Source organism: Pseudomonas sp. AU12215 (assembly GCF_001675465.2).
Taxonomy (GTDB): domain Bacteria; phylum Pseudomonadota; class Gammaproteobacteria; order Pseudomonadales; family Pseudomonadaceae; genus Pseudomonas; species Pseudomonas nitroreducens.
On the sequence record NZ_MACM02000137.1, the window covers coordinates 85,046 to 102,781 of the forward strand.

At 63.1% G+C, this 17,736-nt stretch carries 15 protein-coding genes; 9 read left to right on the forward strand and 6 right to left on the reverse strand.

What is annotated here, in order from left to right:
- Positions 1 to 62 precede the first annotated feature (62 nt).
- Positions 63 to 2,285 carry an NADP-dependent isocitrate dehydrogenase gene (locus A9513_RS18120; protein WP_065085192.1) on the reverse strand — a complete coding sequence of 741 codons (2,223 nt, stop codon included), beginning with the start codon at positions 2,283 to 2,285 and terminating at the stop codon, positions 63 to 65.
- A gap of 357 nt (positions 2,286 to 2,642) precedes the next feature.
- Between A9513_RS18120 and icd the strand changes: the two genes are divergently transcribed.
- Positions 2,643 to 3,896 carry an NADP-dependent isocitrate dehydrogenase gene (gene icd / locus A9513_RS18125; RefSeq protein WP_065085302.1) on the forward strand — a complete coding sequence of 418 codons (1,254 nt, stop codon included), beginning with the start codon at positions 2,643 to 2,645 and terminating at the stop codon, positions 3,894 to 3,896.
- 73 nt (positions 3,897 to 3,969) lie between these two features.
- On the opposite strand, the gene cspD is transcribed toward icd, so the two are convergent.
- Positions 3,970 to 4,245: a cold shock domain-containing protein CspD gene (gene cspD, locus A9513_RS18130; RefSeq protein WP_024765140.1), complete on the reverse strand. Its 276-nt coding sequence runs from the start codon at positions 4,243 to 4,245 to the stop codon at positions 3,970 to 3,972.
- 228 nt (positions 4,246 to 4,473) lie between these two features.
- Here cspD and clpS point away from each other — a divergent pair, with 228 nt between their 5' ends.
- Entirely contained in the window at positions 4,474 to 4,836 is a 363-nt protein-coding gene (gene clpS, locus A9513_RS18135) for an ATP-dependent Clp protease adapter ClpS (RefSeq protein ID WP_037012443.1), read from the forward strand.
- A 28-nt stretch (positions 4,837 to 4,864) separates the two neighbouring features.
- Positions 4,865 to 7,138: an ATP-dependent Clp protease ATP-binding subunit ClpA gene (clpA, locus tag A9513_RS18140; protein WP_038803607.1), complete on the forward strand. Its 2,274-nt coding sequence runs from the start codon at positions 4,865 to 4,867 to the stop codon at positions 7,136 to 7,138.
- An 85-nt stretch (positions 7,139 to 7,223) separates the two neighbouring features.
- Here clpA and infA read toward each other — a convergent pair whose 3' ends face one another.
- The 4 genes from infA to trxB all read right to left on the reverse strand — a co-directional run bounded on the left by infA (position 7,224) and on the right by trxB (position 9,979).
- Positions 7,224 to 7,442: a translation initiation factor IF-1 gene (infA, locus tag A9513_RS18145; RefSeq protein ID WP_002553999.1), complete on the reverse strand. Its 219-nt coding sequence runs from the start codon at positions 7,440 to 7,442 to the stop codon at positions 7,224 to 7,226.
- Positions 7,443 to 7,548: 106 nt separating this feature from the next.
- Positions 7,549 to 8,256 (reverse strand): arginyltransferase, encoded by a 708-nt coding sequence (locus A9513_RS18150; RefSeq protein WP_024765142.1) that lies wholly within the window; start codon positions 8,254 to 8,256, stop codon positions 7,549 to 7,551.
- Positions 8,257 to 8,287: 31 nt separating this feature from the next.
- Positions 8,288 to 8,992: a leucyl/phenylalanyl-tRNA--protein transferase gene (gene aat, locus A9513_RS18155; protein ID WP_024765143.1), complete on the reverse strand. Its 705-nt coding sequence runs from the start codon at positions 8,990 to 8,992 to the stop codon at positions 8,288 to 8,290.
- A 36-nt stretch (positions 8,993 to 9,028) separates the two neighbouring features.
- Positions 9,029 to 9,979, reverse strand: coding sequence for a thioredoxin-disulfide reductase (trxB, locus tag A9513_RS18160; protein WP_065085193.1), 951 nt, complete (start codon positions 9,977 to 9,979; stop codon positions 9,029 to 9,031).
- Between the two features lie 221 nt (positions 9,980 to 10,200).
- Between trxB and ftsK the strand changes: the two genes are divergently transcribed.
- The 6 genes from ftsK to A9513_RS18190 are packed head-to-tail and all read left to right on the forward strand — an operon-like array spanning position 10,201 to position 17,674.
- Positions 10,201 to 12,612 carry a DNA translocase FtsK gene (gene ftsK, locus A9513_RS18165; RefSeq protein WP_024765145.1) on the forward strand — a complete coding sequence of 804 codons (2,412 nt, stop codon included), beginning with the start codon at positions 10,201 to 10,203 and terminating at the stop codon, positions 12,610 to 12,612.
- A 19-nt stretch (positions 12,613 to 12,631) separates the two neighbouring features.
- Positions 12,632 to 13,255 carry an outer membrane lipoprotein chaperone LolA gene (gene lolA, locus A9513_RS18170; protein WP_024765146.1) on the forward strand — a complete coding sequence of 208 codons (624 nt, stop codon included), beginning with the start codon at positions 12,632 to 12,634 and terminating at the stop codon, positions 13,253 to 13,255.
- A 35-nt stretch (positions 13,256 to 13,290) separates the two neighbouring features.
- Positions 13,291 to 14,616, forward strand: a complete 1,326-nt coding sequence (locus A9513_RS18175; RefSeq protein WP_065085194.1) for a replication-associated recombination protein A — start codon at positions 13,291 to 13,293, stop codon at positions 14,614 to 14,616.
- A gap of 46 nt (positions 14,617 to 14,662) precedes the next feature.
- Positions 14,663 to 15,943: a serine--tRNA ligase gene (gene serS, locus A9513_RS18180; protein WP_065085195.1), complete on the forward strand. Its 1,281-nt coding sequence runs from the start codon at positions 14,663 to 14,665 to the stop codon at positions 15,941 to 15,943.
- Between the two features lies 1 nt (position 15,944).
- Complete coding sequence (cysG, locus tag A9513_RS18185) at positions 15,945 to 17,330, forward strand: siroheme synthase CysG (protein ID WP_065085196.1); 1,386 nt, start codon at positions 15,945 to 15,947, stop codon at positions 17,328 to 17,330.
- Between the two features lie 41 nt (positions 17,331 to 17,371).
- On the forward strand, positions 17,372 to 17,674 hold the full coding sequence (locus A9513_RS18190) for a lysozyme inhibitor LprI family protein (protein ID WP_037007284.1): 303 nt from the start codon (positions 17,372 to 17,374) through the stop codon (positions 17,672 to 17,674).
- The last annotated feature ends 62 nt before the right edge of the window (positions 17,675 to 17,736 follow it).

Sequence of the window (17,736 nt, forward strand, 5' to 3'; positions counted from 1 at the left end):
GCGGGGCGCAGAAAGCAGAACCCCCGGGAAGGCCCGGGGGTTCTGGTGTCACGCGAAGTGGCTTACGCCAGTGCGTCGATCGCGGCGTTGAAGGTCGCGCTCGGACGCATGACCTGACTGGTCAGCTCCGGGTTGGAACGGTAGTAGCCGCCGATGTCCGCCGGCTTGCCCTGAACACCGTTCAGTTCGGCGACGATGGCCGCTTCCTTCTCGGTCAGGGTCTTGGCCAGGCCGGCGAAGTGAGCCTTCAGCTCGGCGTCGTCGTTCTGCTCGGCCAGGGCCTGAGCCCAGTACATGGCCAGGTAGAAGTGGCTGCCGCGGTTGTCGATCTCACCGATCTTGCGCGACGGCGACTTGTTGTTGTCGAGCAGCTTGCCGGTGGCGATGTCCAGGGTCTTGCCCAGTACCTTGGCCTTGGCATTGTCGGTCTTGATGCCTTCTTCTTCGAAGGAGACGGCCAGGGCCAGGAACTCGCCCAGGGAATCCCAGCGCAGGTAGTTCTCTTCCACCAGCTGCTGTACGTGTTTCGGAGCCGAGCCGCCGGCGCCGGTTTCGTACATGCCGCCGCCCGCCATCAGCGGAACGATGGAGAGCATCTTGGCCGAGGTGCCCAGCTCCATGATCGGGAACAGGTCGGTCAGGTAGTCGCGCAGGACGTTGCCGGTCACCGAGATGGTGTCCTGGCCGCGCAGCTGACGCTCCATGCTGGTGCGGATGGCTTCGTTGTAGCCCTTGATGCTGATGTCCAGGCCGGTCAGATCATGGTCCTTCAGGTACAGCTCGACCTTCTTGCGCAGCTCGTTGTCGTGGGCGCGCTCCGGGTCCAGCCAGAAGATGGCCGGGGTGTTGGAGGCGCGGGCACGGGTAACGGCCAGCTTGACCCAGTCGCGGATCGGGGCGTCCTTGGTCTGGCAGGCGCGCCAGATGTCGCCGGCCTGCACGGCATGCTGCATCAGCACCTTGCCGTCGGCGTCGACGACGCGCATCACGCCGTCAGCTTCCAGTTCGAAGGTCTTGTCGTGGGAGCCGTATTCCTCGGCCTTCTGCGCCATCAGGCCAACGTTCGGTACGCTGCCCATAGTGGTCGGGTCGAACGCGCCGTTGGTTTTGCAGAAGTTGATCATTTCCTGGTAAATGCGGGCGTAGGTGCTTTCCGGCATCACCGCTTTGGTGTCTTTCTGCTTGCCGTCCTTGCCCCACATCTGACCCGAGTTGCGGATCATGGCCGGCATGGAGGCGTCGACGATCACGTCGCTGGGGATGTGCAGGTTGGTGATGCCCTTGACCGAGTCGACCATCGCCATTTCCGGACGGTGGCTGTACACCTCGTGGATGTCGTGGAGGATTTCTTCCTGCTGCGAGGCCGGCAGCGACTTGATCTTGTCGTAGACGCTGGAGATGCCGTTGTTCGGGTTCACGCCCAGCTCTTCGAACAGCTGGCCGTACTTCTCGAACACGTCCTTGTAGTAGACGGTGACGGCGTGGCCGAAGACGATCGGGTGGGAGATCTTCATCATGGTGGCCTTGACGTGCAGGGACCACATGACGCCGGTTTCCTTGCAGTCCTGCAGGGTCTTCTCGAAGAAGGCGCGCAGTTTGCTGCAGCTCATGAACATGCTGTCGAGGACTTCGCCTTCCTGCATCTTCAGGGTCTTCTTGGTCTCGACCTTGCCGTCCTTGCCGACGAACTCGATGCGGACCTCACCGGCCTTCGGAATGGTGACCGACTGCTCGCTGGAGAAGAAGTCGCCGCCACGCATGTAGTCGGCGTGGGAGCGCGAAGCCATGCTCCACTTGCCCATGCTGTGCGGGTGCTTGCGGGCGTAGGCCTTCACGGCGGCCGGGGCGCGGCGGTCGGAGTTGCCTTCGCGCAGGACCGGGTTCACGGCGCTGCCCAGGACCTTGGCGTAGCGAGCGCGGGTGTCTTTCTCTTCGTCGGTCTGCGGGTCTTCCGGGAAGTCCGGAAGGGCGTAGCCCAGCTTCTGCAGCTCGGCGATGGCGCCCTTGAGCTGCGGTACCGAAGCGGAAATGTTCGGCAGCTTGATGATGTTGGCTTTGGCGTCGGTGGCCAGTTGGGCCAGGTAGGCCAGATCGTCTTCGATCGCCTTGTCGCCGAGCTTGTCAGCGAAGGAGGCCAGGATACGGCCCGAAAGAGAGATGTCGCGGGTCTCGACGTCGATGCCGGCGGAAGCGGCAAAGGCTTTTACGATAGGAAGAAGCGAATAGGTGGCAAGGGCGGGTGCTTCGTCGGTGAAGGTGTAGGTGATCTTCGAGCGGATGGACATCTCGTTCTAACTCTCTTCTTTGCTGGGCGCGCACAGAGTCTCGAATCGCGTTGGTACACGCATGCGTTCAACGAAGTGGTTGACCGACCTTCGAGATTTGCCGCGGGGATATTGGGGCGCCAGTAGAGCGTTGTACGGCGGAATCCTGGTGGGGACATGCGCCGCTGCGAGGAGAGAGTCTGGTCCCAGACTGCTCGGACCTCGATGACCATTAAGTCATGCCGGCCAGTATACCACCCTAAAGGCAGGGTGAAGCGCGTCCCTTTTTTAGACTAAGGAATGATGTGGTTCGATTACCGACTTGTGAGCTACCCTCAGTGGCTGCAAGAGGGTTTCAACCAAAAAGCGGAGTTCAGCATGGGATACCAAAAGATCCAGGTGCCGGCCGGTGACAAAATCACCGTCAACGCCGATATGTCCTTGAATGTACCGAAGAACCCGATCATCCCCTTCATCGAGGGGGATGGTATTGGCGTGGATATCAGCCCGGTCATGATCAAGGTCGTCGACGCAGCCGTCGAGAAAGCCTACAAAGGCGACCGCAAGATCGCATGGATGGAAGTCTACGCTGGCGAGAAAGCCACCCAGGTCTATGACCAGGACACCTGGCTGCCCCAGGAGACCCTGGACGCCGTTCGCGATTATGTCGTGTCCATCAAGGGCCCACTGACCACGCCGGTCGGCGGCGGTATCCGCTCCCTGAACGTGGCCCTGCGCCAGCAGCTCGACCTCTATGTCTGTCTGCGCCCGGTGCGTTGGTTCGAAGGCGTGCCCAGCCCGGTGAAGAAGCCCGGCGATGTGGACATGGTGATCTTCCGTGAGAACTCCGAAGACATCTACGCCGGCGTCGAATGGAAGGCCGGCTCCCCCGAAGCCCAGAAGGTCATCAAGTTCCTCACCGAGGAAATGGGCGTCAAGAAGATCCGCTTCACCGAGAACTGTGGCATCGGCATCAAGCCGGTTTCCCAGGAAGGCACCAAGCGCCTGGTGCGCAAGGCCCTGCAGTACGCCGTGGACAATGACCGTGACTCGGTCACCATCGTCCACAAGGGCAACATCATGAAATTCACCGAGGGTGCGTTCAAGGACTGGGGCTACGAGATTGCCCGCGACGAGTTCGGTGCCGAGTTGCTGGATGGCGGTCCGTGGATGCAGTTCAAGAACCCGAATACCGGCAAGAGCATCGTGGTGAAGGACGTAATCGCCGATGCGATGCTGCAGCAGATCTTGCTGCGCCCGGCTGAGTACGACGTGATCGCCACCCTCAACCTGAACGGCGACTACCTGTCCGACGCCCTGGCGGCGGAGGTGGGTGGTATCGGCATCGCGCCGGGAGCCAACCTGTCCGATTCAGTGGCCATGTTCGAAGCGACGCACGGTACTGCGCCCAAGTACGCCGGCCTGGACAAGGTCAACCCGGGCTCGGTGATCCTCTCCGCCGAGATGATGCTGCGCCACATGGGCTGGCCGGAAGCGGCCGACCTGATCATCGACGGCGTGAACGGGGCTATTGCCGCGAAAACCGTCACCTACGACTTCGAGCGTCTGATGGACGGCGCCAGGCTGCTGTCCTGCTCCGAGTTCGGCGACGCGATCATCGCCAAGATGTAGCCGGGTGAGTTTCCGTCCATGAAAAAGGCCGGCTTGCTGCCGGCCTTTTTCATTTCGTCTGATCCTTGACGAATCAGGCTTCCGCCGTGAGGTTCTCTACCTCGCTGCTCGGGGCAGTCTGCGCGGATGAGGTGGATGCATTGGCGTTGACGGGTTGGATGTTCACCGCGTGCAACCCTTTCGGACCTTGCAGGATCTCGAAACTGACGGGTTGGCCGGCCTTGAGTGTCTTGTAGCCATCCATCTGGATTGCCGAGTAATGAGCAAACAGGTCCTCATCTCGGCCGTCAGCCAGGATGAAACCGTAGCCCTTGGCGTTGTTGAACCACTTGACCTTACCGCTGAGCATGCTGATATCCCTCTGCAAAGGACTCCATCGCTGGAGTATCATCCACTACTATTCCGCTATGCCTTTTTGTAAAGACTGGCGTCCGGAACTCCTGATACCCTCCGGGGGGTATCCTTTGGTTGTAACACCCTTTTGCCGTTAGTCAAGGCGGCGTCGTCTGGGCCTGAGAGGCGTTTCATACTCCGCCTGGCCCACTCATTCACCCACTCGCAAAGCTTTTATTCCAGCATGCATGCAAGTAGCCAGATTCGACTAACATTCAATCAGGACCGCCCGGATCCATTGGAAGACGACGGAACGGGGTTGGCGGTTGAAGAAGCCAAGCCTGCACTGAAAGCGCCGTCCATGTATCGGGTCATCATGTTCAACGATGATTACACCCCGATGGATTTCGTGGTTGAGGTGCTCGAGTTGTACTTCAACATGAACCGCGAGCAGGCAACCAAGGTCATGTTGACTGTGCATACCCAGGGCAAGGCGAACTGCGGGACCTTTACCCGCGATGTCGCGGAAACCAAAGCCATGCAGGTCAATCAATATGCGAGGGAGAGCCAACATCCACTGTTGTGTGAAATTGAGATAGAAGGTTGATGCGGATGTTTGGGAGCGAGGTGAAGTCATGTTGAATCGAGAGCTCGAAGTCACCCTCAATCTCGCCTTCAAGGAGGCGCGGGCGAAGCGGCATGAGTTCATGACCGTTGAGCACTTGCTGTTGGCGCTTCTGGATAACGAAGCCGCCGCGACGGTTCTGAAGGCGTGTGGTGCGAATCTGGACAAGCTGCGGCGAGACCTGCAGGAGTTCATCGACTCCACCACGCCGCTGATTCCCCAGCACGACGAGGATCGCGAAACCCAGCCGACCCTGGGCTTCCAGCGCGTCCTGCAGCGTGCGGTATTCCACGTGCAAAGTTCCGGCAAGCGCGAAGTCACCGGCGCCAACGTGCTGGTCGCGATCTTCAGCGAACAGGAAAGTCAGGCGGTGTTCCTGCTCAAGCAGCAGAGCGTCGCGCGGATCGACGTGGTCAACTACATCGCCCACGGCATCTCCAAGGTGCCGGGACATGCCGAGCATCAGGACAGTGAGCAGGAGATGCAGGACGAGGAAGGCGGCGAGTCTTCCACTTCCAGCCACCCGCTGGATGCCTATGCCAGCAACCTGAACGACCTGGCGCGCCAGGGGCGTATCGACCCACTGGTCGGTCGCGAGTCGGAAGTCGAGCGCGTCGCCCAGATCCTGGCTCGGCGCCGCAAGAACAACCCGCTGCTGGTGGGTGAGGCTGGCGTCGGCAAGACCGCCATCGCCGAAGGCCTGGCCAAGCGCATCGTCGACGGCCAGGTGCCGGACCTTCTGTCCGACAGCGTCGTCTACTCCCTGGACCTGGGCGCGCTACTGGCGGGCACCAAGTACCGCGGCGACTTCGAGAAGCGCTTCAAGGCACTGCTCAACGAGCTGCGCAAGCGTCCGCACGCCGTGTTGTTCATCGACGAGATCCACACCATCATCGGTGCCGGTGCGGCATCGGGCGGGGTCATGGATGCGTCCAACCTGCTGAAACCGCTGCTGTCCTCCGGTGAGATCCGCTGCATCGGCTCCACCACCTTCCAGGAATTCCGTGGCATCTTCGAGAAGGATCGCGCGCTGGCCCGTCGCTTCCAGAAGGTCGACGTCACCGAGCCGTCCGTCGAGGATACCTTCGGCATCCTCAAGGGCCTGAAGCCTCGTTTCGAGCAGCACCACCACATCGAATACAGCGATGAAGCCCTGCGTGCCGCCGCCGAGCTGGCTGCCCGCTACATCAACGACCGGCACATGCCGGACAAGGCCATCGACGTGATCGACGAGGCGGGTGCCTACCAGCGCCTGCAGCCGGAAGAGAAGCGCGTGAAGCGCATCGAAGTCCCGCAGGTCGAGGATATCGTCGCGAAGATCGCGCGGATTCCGCCCAAGCACGTGTCCAGTTCCGATAAAGAGCTGCTGCGTAATCTGGAGCGCGACCTGAAGCTGACCGTGTTCGGCCAGACGGCGGCGATCGAATCACTGTCCACGGCAATCAAGCTTTCACGCGCCGGCCTGAAATCACCGGACAAGCCGGTCGGCTCCTTCCTCTTCTCCGGTCCGACCGGGGTGGGCAAGACCGAAGTGGCTCGTCAGTTGGCTAAAGCGCTGGGTGTGGAGCTGGTGCGCTTCGACATGTCCGAGTACATGGAGCGGCATACCGTGTCCCGCCTGATCGGCGCGCCTCCGGGCTACGTTGGTTTCGACCAGGGCGGCCTGCTGACCGAGGCAATCACCAAGACGCCGCACTGCGTGCTGCTGCTGGATGAGATCGAGAAAGCGCACCCGGAAGTCTTCAACCTGCTGCTGCAGGTGATGGACCACGGCACCCTGACCGACAACAACGGGCGCAAGGCGGATTTCCGCAACGTCATCCTGATCATGACCACCAACGCAGGCGCGGAAACCGCGGCGCGGGCCTCCATCGGCTTCACGCAACAGGATCACGCCAGCGACGCCATGGAAGTGATCAAGAAGAGCTTCACGCCGGAGTTCCGCAACCGCCTGGATACCATCATCCAGTTCGGCCGTCTGAGTCACGAGACCATCAAGAGCATCGTCGACAAGTTCCTTACCGAACTTCAGGCGCAGCTCGAAGACAAGCACGTGCAGATCGAAGTCAGCGACTCGGCGCGCGCCTGGCTGGCGGACAAGGGCTACGACCCGCAGATGGGGGCTCGCCCAATGGCGCGGCTTATCCAGGACAAGATCAAGCGGCCATTGGCCGAGGAGATCCTGTTCGGCGAGCTGGCCGAGCACGGTGGCGTGGCCCATGTGGACCTGAAGGATGGCGAGCTGGCCTTCGAGTTCGAGGTGATCGCTGCAGAGCCGGCCTGACGTTGAAAAGTTAGGCCCAAGCAAAAACGCCCGGCAATGCCGGGCGTTTTTCTATGTGCCGGTTTCTACCGGCACCTACCGTCTATCAGCGAGCGCGGTAGGTGATACGACCCTTGGAGAGGTCGTAGGGCGTCAGTTCAACGCGAACTTTGTCGCCGGTCAGGATGCGGATGTAATTCTTGCGCATCTTCCCGGAGATGTGCGCGGTAACGACGTGCCCGTTTTCCAACTCCACGCGGAACATGGTGTTGGGCAGGGTGTCGACGACAGTGCCTTCCATTTCGAAGCTGTCTTCTTTCGACATGCAGTAGAACCCTCGGTATCTAAGATTGCCTGAAGTGTTTCAGGCCATTAAAAAAGGCACATAGTGTGCCTGAAATCACCCCACAACGCCAATGGGTGTTTTCGGGTCAGTTCAATGCGACCCAGCGCTGATTTACGAAAAGTTCGATCGGGCGGTACTGGGTCTTGTAGTTCATCTTGCGGCAGTTCTTGATCCAGTACCCGAGATAGACAGCGTGCAGACCCAGTCGCTCGGTCTCGCCGACCTGCCAGAGGATGGCGAAGCGTCCCAGGCTGCGGCGTTCTTCGTCCGGATCGTAGAAGGTGTAGACGGCTGAAAGACCGTTGGGCAGCACGTCGGTCACGGCGACGGCGAGCAGGCGGCCCTGCAGGCGGAACTCGAAGAAACAGCTGAACGGCAGGTCGCGCACCAGGAAGGTGGCGAACTGGTCGCGGCTGGGCGGGTACATGTCTCCATCGGCGTGGCGCTGCTCGATGTAGCGCATGTACAGCGCATAGTACTCCTCGGTGAAGGCCGGGCGCTTGCGGATGACTTCCAGATCGGCGTTACGCTTGATGATGCGCTTCTGCTGGCGGCTCGGCTGGAATCCGGCTGCAGGGATGCGCGCGGGGATGCAGGCGGTGCAGTGCTGGCAGTGCGGCCGGTAGAGGTGTTCGCCGCTGCGCCGGAAGCCAACCTCTGACAGCGAGGCGTACAACTGCGCATCCATGGGCTGGCTGGGGTCGAGGAACAGCGTTGTGGCCTGCTCTTCGGGCAGATAGCTGCATGGATGCGGTTGTGTAGCGTAAAACTTCAGGCGGGCGAGCTCGGTCATCTTCAACCCCTGCGAGGTCCCTCAGGCAAGTTTAAGACAGGCTGAGCAGGTCCGCTTGCGAAGTCCAGTCCTGCGAAGGTGTTTCGTCGAGATGACGGTGCAGGTAGCTGGCGAATTCGCCGCGGGAAATGGCGCGAGCGCCAAAACTGTGCAAGTGCTGCGTCGGCATCTGGCAATCGATCAGCACGAAGCCGGCTGCCTTCAGGCGCTGCACCAGGGTCACGAAGGCCACCTTGGAGGCATTGTCGGCGCGGCTGAACATGGACTCGCCGAAGAACAGGCGGCCGATGGCCAGGCCGTAGAGGCCCCCGACCAGTTCATTGCCTTGCCAGGCTTCGGCCGAATGGGCGACGCCCAGGCGGTGCAGCTGGCAATAGGCATCCTGCATCGGTGTGGTGATCCAGGTGCCGTCCGCGTAATCGCGCGGGCCGGCGCAGCCGTGGATGACCTGCTCGAACGCCCGGTCGATGGTGACCTGGTACTGCTGCTGGCGGATAAGCTTGGCGAGGCTGCGGGAGACGTGCAGTTCTTCGGGGAATAGCACGGTGCGTGGGTCCGGCGACCACCAGAGGATGGGTTGCCCGTCCTGGAACCAGGGGAAGCAGCCGTGGCGGTAGGCCTGGATCAGGCGCTGCGGGTTGAGGTCGCCGCCGGCCGCGAGCAGGCCGTTGGGCTCGCGCAGGGCCTTGTCGAGGGGCGGAAAGTCGAAATTGCTGCGGGAAAGCCACTTGAGCATAGGGAGGAGGGGAGGGCGAGCCTCCCCCGGCACCGATCAGTTGTCGTCGAGGAACTTTTCAGCGTCCAGCGCGGCCATGCAGCCGGCGCCGGCAGAAGTGATCGCCTGGCGGTAGATGTGGTCGGCCACGTCGCCAGCGGCGAACACGCCATCGATGCTGGTCAGGGTCGCGTTGCCTTCGGCGCCGCCCTTGATCTTTAGGTAACCGTCATGCATCTCCAGCTGGCCCTTGAACAGGTCGGTGTTGGGCTTGTGGCCGATGGCGATAAATACGCCGGACAGGTCCAGTTGGCGGGTTTCGCCGCTTTCGGCATCTTTCAGGCGAACGCCGATCACGCCCATGTCGTCGCCCAGGACTTCGTCCAGTGTGGTGTTCCAGTGCAGGCGCACGTTGCCGTTCCTGGCTTTTTCGAACAGCTTGTCCTGAAGGATCTTCTCCGAGCGCAGCTTGTCGCGGCGGTGGATCAGGTGGACTTCCTTGGCGATGTTGGACAGGTACAGCGCTTCTTCCACGGCGGTGTTGCCGCCACCGACCACGCAGACGACCTGGTTGCGGTAGAAGAAGCCGTCACAGGTGGCGCAGGCGGAAACGCCCTTGCCCATGAAGGCCTCTTCCGAGGACATGCCCAGGTACTGGGCCGAGGCGCCGGTGGCGATGATCAATGCGTCGCAGGTGTAGGTGCCGCTGTCGCCCTTGAGGGTGAAGGGCTTCTGCTGCAACTCGGCGGTGTGGATGTGGTCGTAGACGATCTCGGTGTCGAAACGCTTGGCGTGCTGCTCCATGCGCTGCATCAAGGCGGGACCGGTCAGGCCCTCGACGTCGCCGGGCCAGTTGTCGACCTCGGTGGTGGTGGTGAGCTGGCCGCCGGGCTGGATGCCGGTGATGACAACAGGCTTGAGGTTGGCGCGCGCGGCATACACGGCCGCGGTGTAGCCCGCGGGGCCGGAGCCCAGGATGATCAGGCGCGAATGCTTGACTTCACTCATAAAAAGACTCCATAAGCCTTTGTCACGTAAGAGAATGCATGCTCCAATTGAGCAGCCGAAAAGCGGTGTTGGGCTATGCTACACCGAACCCCGGAAAGCCGGCAAAAGCGCAGTCGGGCACATCCGGGGTCGCTGGCATCGGCCGGCCAAAGCCGTACAATAGGCCCGTTTCGCGGCCCAACGACTCTCGGAAGCGCGTATAGCGCAGGATTAGAAGCGTTTTGAAGGACACCACAGCAAGCCATGCCGCCGCCTGGCGCCAGCAATTGCATTACCGTCTGAAGGAAGGGGCCCTGATCGCGCTTGGCGCGCTCTGCCTTTACCTCTGGATGGCGCTGCTCACCTACGATTCCTCCGATCCGGGCTGGAGCCACTCCAGTCACGTCGAGCAGGTGCAGAACGCTGCCGGCCGTCTGGGGGCGCTGAGCGCCGATATCCTGTTCATGGTGCTGGGGTACTTCGCCTACCTGTTCCCGCTGCTGCTGGCGGTGAAGACCTACCAGGTCTTCCGCAAGCGCCACCTGCCTTGGGAGTGGAGTGGCTGGCTGTTCTCCTGGCGCCTGATCGGCCTGGTGTTCCTGGTGTTGTCCGGTTCCGCCCTGGCCTATATCCATTTCCATACCAGCGGTGCCCACATGCCGGCTACCGCGGGCGGCGCCCTGGGTGAAAGCCTCGGCCAGCTGGGCGTCAATGCGCTGAACGTGCAGGGCAGCACGCTGCTGTTTCTGGCGCTGTTCCTGTTCGGCATGACGGTGTTCGCCGACCTGTCCTGGTTCAAGGTGATGGACGTCACCGGCAAGATCACCCTCGACCTGTTCGAGCTCATTCATAACGCCACCAACCGCTGGTGGAGCGCCCGCAGCGAGCACAAGCAGCTCGTCGCCCAGTTGCGTGAAGTCGACGAACGCGTAGCCGAAGTTGCCGCGCCCATCGTTGCCGATCGCCGCGAGCAGGCAAAGGTCAAGGAGCGCCTGATCGAGCGCGAGGAAGCGCTGGTCAAGAGCGTGCAGGAGCGCGAGAAGCGCGTGGCGCCGAAGATCGACGTCCCGCCGCCGCCTACCAAGCCGGCCGAGCCGAGCAAGCGCGTGCTGAAAGAGAAGCAGGCGCCGCTGTTCGTCGATACCGCCGTGGAAGGCACGCTGCCGCCGCTGTCGATCCTCGACCCGGCCTCGGAAAAGAAGCAGAGCTATTCGCCCGAATCCCTGGAGGCCATGTCGCGCCTGCTGGAGATCAAGCTCAAGGAGTTCGGCGTCGAAGTCATCGTCGAGTCCGTGCATCCGGGCCCGGTGATCACCCGTTTCGAAATCCAGCCGGCCGCCGGTGTGAAGGTCAGCCGTATCTCCAACCTGGCCAAGGACCTGGCACGTTCGCTGGCCGTGATCAGCGTGCGCGTGGTGGAAGTCATCCCCGGCAAGACCACCGTGGGTATCGAGATTCCCAACGAAGACCGGCAGATGGTGCGCTTCTCCGAAGTGCTGATGACGCCGGAATACGACGAGCACAAGTCCACCGTGCCCCTGGCCTTGGGCCACGATATCGGCGGTCATCCGATCATCACCGACCTGGCGAAGATGCCGCACCTGCTGGTGGCCGGTACTACCGGTTCCGGTAAGTCGGTGGGCGTGAACGCCATGCTGCTGTCGATCCTGTTCAAGTCCACGCCGGAAGAGGCGCGGCTGATCATGATCGACCCGAAGATGCTGGAGCTGTCGATCTACGAAGGCATTCCGCACCTGCTCTGCCCGGTCGTCACCGACATGAAGGAGGCCGCCAACGCGCTGCGCTGGAGCGTCGCCGAGATGGAGCGCCGCTACAAGCTGATGGCGGCCATGGGCGTGCGTAACCTGGCTGGCTTCAACCGCAAGGTGAAGGACGCGGAGGAGGCCGGCACCCCGCTGACCGACCCGCTGTACCGCCGCGAGAGCATGGAAGACGAAGCGCCGCTGCTGCAGACCCTGCCGACCATCGTGGTCGTCGTGGACGAATTCGCCGACATGATGATGATCGTCGGCAAGAAGGTGGAAGAGCTGATCGCCCGTATCGCCCAGAAGGCGCGTGCGGCGGGCATCCACCTGATCCTGGCGACCCAGCGTCCGTCGGTGGATGTGATCACCGGCCTGATCAAGGCGAACATCCCCACCCGCATCGCCTTCCAGGTGTCCAGCAAGATCGACTCGCGCACCATTCTCGACCAGGGCGGCGCCGAGCAACTGCTGGGCCACGGCGACATGCTCTACCTGCCGCCGGGCACCGGCCTGCCGATCCGTGTTCATGGCGCCTTCGTTTCCGACGACGAAGTGCACCGTGTCGTTGAGGCGTGGAAGCTGCGTGGCGCACCGAACTATATCGAGGACATTCTCGCCGGCGCCGATGAAGGCGGTGGTGGTTCGTTCGACGGTGGCGGTGGCGGCGAAGGCAGCGAGGGCAGCGAGGACGATCCGCTCTACGACGAAGCCGTGCGCTTCGTGACCGAAAGCCGCCGGGCTTCCATCTCTGCCGTGCAGCGCAAGCTGAAGATCGGCTACAACCGCGCCGCGCGGATGATCGAGGCCATGGAAATGGCCGGCGTGGTCACCGCGATGAATACCAATGGCTCGCGTGAAGTGATCGCGCCGGCCCCGATCCGTGATTGATTCGACTTCGAGGATTTCGATGCGTCTGATCCGCCTGTTGTTCGTTGCTGCGCTGGCCTTTGCCGGCGCCCAGGCCCATGCCGACGATGCTGCTGCGCAGCGCCTGAGCGGGATGCTCACCAAGGCCCAGACAATGACCGCGCGCTTCTCCCAGCTGACCCTGGACGGCAGCGGCACCCGCTTGCAGGAAACCGCCGGCACCCTGGGCCTCAAGCGCCCTGGCCTGTTCCGCTGGCACACCGATGCGCCGAACGAGCAGCTGCTGATCTCCAACGGTGAGAAAATCTGGCTGTACGACCCGGACCTGGAGCAGGTGACCATCCAGAAGCTCGACCAGCGCCTGACCCAGACCCCGGCGCTGCTGCTGTCCGGTGACGTGTCGAAGATCGGCCAGAGCTTCGATATCACCGCGAAGGATGGCGGCAACGTGGTCGACTTCACCCTCAAGCCCAAGTCCAAGGACACCCTGTTCGACAGCCTGCGGATTTCCTTCCGCAGCGGTGTGGTGAACGACATGCAGCTGATCGACAGCGTCGGCCAGCGCACCAATATCCTGTTCTTCGACGTGAAGATGAACGAGCCGATGGACACCAAGCAGTTCGTCTTCGACGTGCCCAAGGGCGTCGACGTCATCCAGGAATGACCGGCCGCGCGCCGGATTGATCGATAGGTAATACCGTGGACCTGTTCCGCTCCGCCCCCGTTTCCCAGCCCCTGGCCGCGCGACTGCGCGCGACCAGCCTGGACGAGTACGTCGGCCAGGAGCATCTGCTCGCCCGTGGCAAGCCGCTGCGTGAGGCGCTGGAGCAGGGCGCGCTGCACTCGATGATCTTCTGGGGCCCGCCCGGAGTCGGCAAGACCACCCTGGCGAAACTGCTGGCGCAGGTCACCGACGCGCACTTCGAGACCCTCTCGGCGGTGCTCTCGGGCGTGAAGGAAATCCGCCAGTCGGTGGAAGTGGCCAAGCAGCATGCCGCGCAGTACGGCCGCCGAACCATCCTCTTCGTCGATGAAGTGCACCGCTTCAACAAGAGCCAGCAGGATGCGTTCCTGCCTTACGTTGAAGACGGCACGCTGATCTTCATCGGCGCGACCACCGAGAACCCGTCCTTCGAGTTGAACAACGCGTTGCTCTCCCGTGCCCGCGTCTACGTGCTGAAAAGCCTGGATGAAGCGGCCCTGCGGCGGTTGGTGGAGCGCGCATTGACCGAGGAAAAGGGCCTGGGCAAGCGCAACCTGAGCCTGCCCGACGACAGTTTCTCGATCCTCATGGCCGCCGCCGACGGCGATGGGCGGCGCCTGCTCAATCTGCTGGAGAACGCTTCCGACCTCGCCGAAGACAACAGCGAGATCAGCGCCGAGCTGCTGCAGAACCTGCTGGGCGACTCACGCCGGCGCTTCGACAAGGGCGGCGAGGCCTTCTACGACCAGATCAGCGCGCTGCACAAGTCAGTGCGTGGTTCCAGCCCCGATGGCGCGCTGTACTGGTATTCGCGCATGCTCGATGGTGGCTGCGATCCGCTGTACATCGCCCGCCGAGTGGTGCGCATGGCCAGCGAGGACATCGGCAATGCCGATCCGCGCGCGCTGACCCTGTGCCTTCACGCCTGGGACGTGCAGGAACGCCTCGGCAGCCCGGAGGGCGAGCTGGCGATTGCACAGGCTATCGTTTACCTGGCCTGTGCGCCGAAGAGCAATGCCGTCTACAACGCTTACAACATGGCGCGCCGTGACGTGGCGGAGAGCGGTTCGCTGGAAGTGCCGCTGCATTTGCGCAACGCGCCAACCAAGCTGATGAAGAACCTGGGCTATGGCGACGAGTATCGCTATGCCCATGATGAGCCGGATGCCTATGCGGCCGGAGAAGACTACTTCCCCGAGTCCATGGAGCCGCGCCAGTATTACCAACCCGTGCCGCGCGGGCTCGAACTGAAGATCGGCGAAAAGCTGCGCCACCTGGCCAGCCTCGACAAGGCCAGTTCCCGCCGTCGCAGAAAATCCTGAAGTGGCGCCCTTGAGCGCCGCCTGACACTAGACACGAGAAGACACCATGCTCGATTCCAAACTGGTTCGTACCCAGCCGCAGGAAGTGGCCGAACGCCTGGCCACCCGTGGCTTTACCCTGGACGTGGCGCGCATCGAAGCGCTGGAGAGCCAGCGCAAGGCCGTGCAGACCCGCACTGAGACCCTGCAGGCCGAGCGCAACTCGCGCTCCAAGGCCATCGGCCAGGCCATGAAGAATGGCGAGGACGTCGCGCCGCTGAAGGCCGAAGTCAATCGCATGGCCGAGGAGCTGGAGTCGGGCAAGCGCGAGCTGGATGCCATCCAGGCCGAGCTGGACAGCCTGCTGCTGAATATCCCGAACCTGCCGCACGAATCCGTGCCGGTCGGTGCCGATGAAGAAGAGAACGTCGAAGTCCGTCGCTGGGGCACCCCGCGCACCTTCGACTTCGAGATCAAGGACCACGTCGCCCTGGGTGAGCAGCACGGCTGGCTGGACTTCGAGACCGCCGCGCGCCTGTCCGGCGCCCGCTTCGCCCTGATGCGCGGCCCGATCGCCCGCCTGCACCGCGCACTGGCGCAGTTCATGCTCGACCTGCACACCCGCGAACACGGCTACGAAGAGGCCTATACCCCGTACCTGGTACAGGCTCCGGCGCTGCAGGGTACCGGCCAGCTGCCGAAGTTCGAAGAAGACCTGTTCAAGATCCAGCGTGAAGACGAGGCCGATCTGTACCTGATCCCGACTGCCGAAGTCTCGCTGACCAACATCGTGGCCGGCCAGATCCTCGACGCGAAGGAGCTGCCGCTGAAGTTCGTCGCCCACACCCCGTGCTTCCGCAGCGAAGCCGGCGCGTCGGGCCGTGATACCCGCGGCATGATCCGCCAGCACCAGTTCGACAAGGTCGAGATGGTGCAGATCGTCGAGCCGTCGAAGTCCTGGGAAGCCCTGGAAAGCCTGGTCGGCAATGCCGAGAAGGTCCTCCAGGCACTGGAGCTGCCGTACCGCGCCCTGGCGCTGTGCACTGGCGACATGGGCTTCGGCGCCGCCAAGACCTACGATCTGGAAGTCTGGGTGCCGAGTCAGGACAAGTACCGCGAGATTTCCTCCTGCTCCAACTGTGGCGACTTCCAGGCGCGCCGCATGCAAGCTCGTTACCGCAACCCGGAAACCGGCAAGCCCGAGCTGGTGCATACCCTCAATGGCTCCGGACTGGCCGTGGGCCGCACCCTGGTCGCCGTGCTGGAGAACTACCAGCAGGCCGACGGTTCGATTCGCGTGCCGGAAGTGCTCAAGCCGTACATGGCGGGCATCGAGGTAATTGGCTGAGATGGACTTCCTGCCGCTGTTCCACATCCTGCGCGGACGTCGCGCGCTACTGGTCGGCGGCGGTGATGTCGCACTGCGCAAGGCGCGCCTGCTGAATGACGCCGGCGCGGTGCTGCGTGTGGTGGCGCCGGAGGTGCACTCCGAGCTGCGAGAGTTGGTCGAGGAGGGCGCGGGCGAATTGATCCTGCGCCCCTACGCCGAAGGCGACCTGCAGGACTGCGTGCTGGTCATCGCCGCCACCGACGATGAGCCGCTCAACGCCCAGGTGTCCCGAGACGCCAACGAGCGCGGCGTACCGGTCAACGTGGTCGACGCACCGGCCCTGTGCAGCGTGATCTTCCCCGCCATCGTCGACCGTTCGCCGCTGGTGGTGGCCGTGTCCAGCGGTGGCGACGCGCCGGTGCTGGCGCGCCTGCTGCGCGCCAAGCTGGAAACCTGGATTCCCGCAACCTACGGCCAACTGGCCGGCCTGGCCAGCCGCTTCCGCGAGCGCGTGAAGCAGCGCCTGCCGGACCTGCAGCAGCGCCGCAAGTTCTGGGAAGAGGTGTTCCAGGGCCCGGTCGCCGAGCGCATGCTCGCCGGCCAGCCGAACGAAGCGGAGCGCTTGCTGGCGGATAAGCTGGAAGCGCCGCAGCCCGAATCCCGTGGCGAGGTCTATCTGGTCGGCGCCGGCCCTGGTGATCCGGACCTGCTGACCTTCCGTGCCCTGCGCCTGATGCAGCAGGCCGATGTGGTGCTCTATGACCGCCTCGTTGCGCCGGCCATCCTCGAGCTGTGCCGCCGCGATGCGGACCGCCTGTATGTCGGCAAGCGCCGCGCGGACCACGCCGTGCCGCAGGATGAGATCAACCGCCAATTGGTCGAGCTCGCCCAGCAAGGGAAGCGCGTGCTGCGCCTGAAGGGCGGTGATCCGTTCATCTTCGGCCGTGGCGGCGAGGAAATCGACGAACTGGCGGCCAACGGAATCCCGTTCCAGGTGGTGCCGGGCATTACTGCGGCAAACGGCTGTGCGGCTTATGCCGGTATTCCGCTGACACACCGTGATTACGCACAATCCGTGCGCTTCGTGACCGGGCACTTGAAGGACGGCACCACCGACCTGCCCTGGAACGACCTGGTCGCTCCGGGCCAGACCCTGGTGTTCTACATGGGCCTCGTCGGCTTGCCGGTCATCTGCGAGCAACTGGTGCGTCACGGCCGCTCCGCCGACACGCCTGCCGCCCTGGTACAGCAGGGCACCACGGTGCATCAGCGCGTGTTCACCGGCACCCTGGCGAATCTGCCGGAGCTGGTTGCCGAGCACGAAGTGCATGCGCCGACACTGGTGATCGTCGGGGAAGTGGTGCAGCTGCGCGAAAAGCTGGCGTGGTTCGAGGGGCAGCAGTGAAAGCCCCTTATGTGGTGATCCTGGGCGCCGTGTGCTGTGCCATGGGGTTCACCGCGCCGGCCTCAGCGGCCAGCTTCGATTGCAAGAAGGCCAGGCAGGCCGACGAGAAAGCCATCTGCGCGGACCGCCAACTGTCCGAAATGGACGTGCAGGTGGCAACCACCTACCGCCTGTTGCGCGGCCTGTTTGCGATGGGCATGCGGGGCAACCTGGGTGACTCCCAGCTCGCCTGGCTGGAGCAGCGCCGCGCCTGCGGCGCCAACAAGGCCTGCCTGAAGCAGCGTTACCAGGAGCGCCTGGGCGCGCTGCAGAAGGTCTACGACGGTATCGAAAAACCGATCTGATCCGCTCTTGACCTTGTAGGAGCGGGCTTGCTCGCGAGCCGCTTGACGCTGATGGCTTGCGC